Raw genomic sequence first — 2,586 nt, forward strand, 5'->3', positions numbered from 1 at the left:
CGGTATTCCGACAGGGCGAAGGCTGCCATGGCGCCGAACAACAGCACGAAGAACAGCGAGGCGACGGTGACGACGAGGCTGTTCTGGAAATAGTGGATGAAATCGCCCTGGCCGATGACGGTCGTGTAGCCGATCAGGTCGAAGGTCTTGGGCGTCGGCGGCGTCAGCGGCGCGCCGAAGATGCCGGCGCGAGACTTGAACGAATTCATGATCACCAGGATCACCGGAAACAGCGCGATCACCGTATAGGTCAGCAGGATCGCATGGGCGCCGATGGTGCGGGGCACGGAACGGGTGGCGGTGCTCATCTCTTGCCCCTCAGAACTGGTAGCGACGCAGGCGCGTCTGCACGAGGAAGAGATAGACGCAGACGCCGCCGAGGATGATCAGGAACATCATCGTGGCGATCGCCGCCCCCATATTGGGATCGCCGACCTGCAGCTGGAAGCCGAAGAAGGCGCGGTAGAGGAAGGTGCCGAGGATATCCGTGGAATAGTTCGGCCCGGCGAGCGCCCCTTGCGCGGTGTAGATCAGGTCGAAGGCGTTGAAATTACCGACGAAGGTGAGGATCGAGATGATGCCGATCGACGGCAGGATCAGCGGCAGCTTGATCTTCCAGAACTGCGACAGGCCGGTGATCCCGTCGCATTCGGCGGCCTCGATTACCTCTTCGGGGATCGACAGCAGGGCTGCGTAGATCAGCATCATCGGGATGCCGACGAATTGCCAAACCGAGATCAGGCTGAGCGCGGTCAGCGCATATTGCTCCTTGCCGAGCCACGGCGTGAACAGGCTTTTCAGGCCGACGAGATCCATCAGATGCGGCGCCACGCCCCACAATGGCGACAGGATCAGCTTCCAGGCGAAACCGACGATGACGAAGGACAGGATGGTCGGCACGAAGATCGCCGTGCGGTAGAAGGCCGCAAATCTCAGTCTTGGGCTGGACAGCAGGGCCGCCAGCATGACGCCGATCGGGTTCTGCACCAGCATGTGGATGATGAAGAACCAGGTGTTGTTCCTGAGCGCGTTCCAGAAACCCACCGACCAGTTGGGATCGCCGAACAGCATGCGGAAGTTTTCCAGCCCGACGAAGACCTGATGCTGCTCGATGTTGCGGAACAGCGACAGCTGCAGCGTGCCGGCGAGCGGCAGGATCATGATCGCCGTATAGACGAGCACTGCCGGCGCCAAAAAGACGCCGATATGCCAGCGGAACGGTCTTTTCGGTCTGATATCTGCGGCCATGAGTTCGGTCCCCGCCGTCTCTCGGTTCCAAAAGGGTATCGATCTAGATGATGCCTCGATGCACGGCCCGAACACTCTTGCCCGGTGCGGCAAGAACAAAGGCCTGCGACTGATCAGCTAGCCTTCCCCGAAGAGAGGGTAAGGCCGGGAGGCGGTGCCGACAATCGCAATCTGAATAGGCGCACTCTGAATGAGGTAGTCCGGAACCGGCCAGGCCTGCGCCCGGCCGGCTCCGTTGCCTGAGCGCTTACTTGGCCGGCTTGTACCAGCTGTCGAGACCGGTCTGCAGCTTCTTGGCGGCAGCTTCCGGCGTATCGGTGCCGTTGATGACGTTGGCCGATTCAACCCAGGTCTCGTTTTCGAGGTTCGGCGTGCCGCGCGACAGGATCTGGTAGGTCGAGCGGATCGTCGACTTGCACTTGCCGCGCCAGGAGACGAATTCCTGCGCCAGCGGGTCTTCCATCTTCACCGGTGCGGAGTTCAGGCTGAAGAAGCCCGGCAGCGCGTTGGCGTAGATGGTGGCGAAGTCCGGCGAGGCGACCCAGGACAGGAAGGTCTTGGCCGCATCGGCGTTCTTCGAAGCCGCATTCAGGCCCATGCCGATATCGGTATGGTCGGAGATGTAGCAGGTGTCGCCGGCCTTCTCGACCGGCGGCGGGAAGGCGCCCATCTTGAACTGGGCCTGGGTGTTGAAAAGGCCGATTTCCCATGAGCCGGCCGGGTAGATGGCGGCGCGGCCGAGCGTGAACAGGTTCTGGCTGTCCGGATAGGTCTGGGCTTCAAAGCCGTCGCCGAGATAAGGCTTCCACTTTGCCAGTTCCTCATACGGCGCGACCCAGTCCTTGTCGGTCAGCTTCTGATCGCCCTTGATCAGCGCCGCGCGGCCGTCCTCGCCCTTCCAGTAGTTCGGGCCGATGTTCTGGTAGCCCATGGTCGCGGCTTCCCAGAGATCCTTGGTGCCCATCGCCATCGGGATGTAGGTGCCGTCGGCCTTGATCTTGTCGAGCGCGGCGAAGAATTCGTCGCGGGTCTCCGGCACCTTGATGCCGAGCTTGTCGAAGGCGTCCTTGTTGTAGATGAAGCCGTGGATGACCGAGGCCATCGGCACGCAGAAGCTCGCCTTGCCGTCGTCGGTCTGCCAGGCGGATTTGGCCACCGGAGAGAAGTTCTCCATGCCGGGCAGCGCCGACAGGTCGGCGAGGTTGCCCTCCTTGAACAGTTCAAGCGACTTGTCGAAGGGGCGGCAGGTGATCAGGTCGCCCGCCGAGCCGGCGGCAAGCTTGGCGCCGAGCGCGGCGTCATATTCGGTCGGCGCCGACGGCGCGAACACCACCTTGA

2 protein-coding genes and 1 pseudogene are annotated in these 2,586 nt (G+C 62.3%); all 3 read right to left on the bottom strand.

Annotation, left to right across the window (positions count from 1 at the left end):
- Positions 1–308, bottom strand: a pseudogene (locus tag EN935_RS30580) (carbohydrate ABC transporter permease); the annotation flags it as partial.
- Positions 309–318: 10 nt separating this feature from the next.
- Positions 319–1,248 (bottom strand): sugar ABC transporter permease, encoded by a 930-nt coding sequence (locus EN935_RS30585; protein WP_127265687.1) that lies wholly within the window; start codon positions 1,246–1,248, stop codon positions 319–321.
- 247 nt (positions 1,249–1,495) lie between these two features.
- Positions 1,496–2,586: ABC transporter substrate-binding protein (locus tag EN935_RS30590; RefSeq protein WP_164771471.1), on the bottom strand; the 1,091-nt coding region annotated here is incomplete at its 5' end.

Source organism: Mesorhizobium sp. M7D.F.Ca.US.004.03.1.1 (assembly GCF_003998635.1).
Classification (GTDB): Bacteria; Pseudomonadota; Alphaproteobacteria; order Rhizobiales; family Rhizobiaceae; genus Mesorhizobium; species Mesorhizobium loti.

Coding starts and splice junctions, on each gene's coding strand:
- EN935_RS30585 (WP_127265687.1), bottom strand. CDS start 1,248: ATGGCCGCAGATATCAGACCGAAAAGACCGTTCCGCTGGCATATCGGC.